The organism is Sutterella massiliensis (assembly GCF_016899755.1).
Taxonomy (GTDB): domain Bacteria; phylum Pseudomonadota; class Gammaproteobacteria; order Burkholderiales; family Burkholderiaceae_F; genus Sutterella; species Sutterella massiliensis.
The window spans coordinates 1-234 of the sequence record NZ_JACJJC010000549.1 but is presented as its reverse complement, the minus strand read 5'-3'; the positions used below and the strand labels follow the sequence as shown (position 1 = coordinate 234).

General features: G+C 38.9%; 1 protein-coding gene. It reads right to left on the bottom strand.

All coding sequences use genetic code 11. The features are described from left to right. Positions 1-28 precede the first annotated feature (28 nt). On the bottom strand, positions 29-234 hold a 206-nt coding region (locus H6A60_RS13655; RefSeq protein WP_205105421.1), incomplete at its 5' end, for a hypothetical protein.

The window sequence follows — 234 nt, the reverse complement described above, 5'->3', positions numbered from 1 at the left end:
TATTTAGTTTATGCATCAGTAATGATGATTATACAAAATTTAGGTAATAAATGTAGGTCACTGCCAACAATATTACGGCAATCGCCAAGAAAACGAAGCGCAAAAACTGCTCATCAGCCCGTAATTGGTTGCTTAAGTTTTGCGCCGGTAATAAGAACAAACCACATTTAGGGCAACAAGAATCTATTTGGTTCAAGAGCTTGATGGAACGGGCATTTTCACAACGAAGCGGAG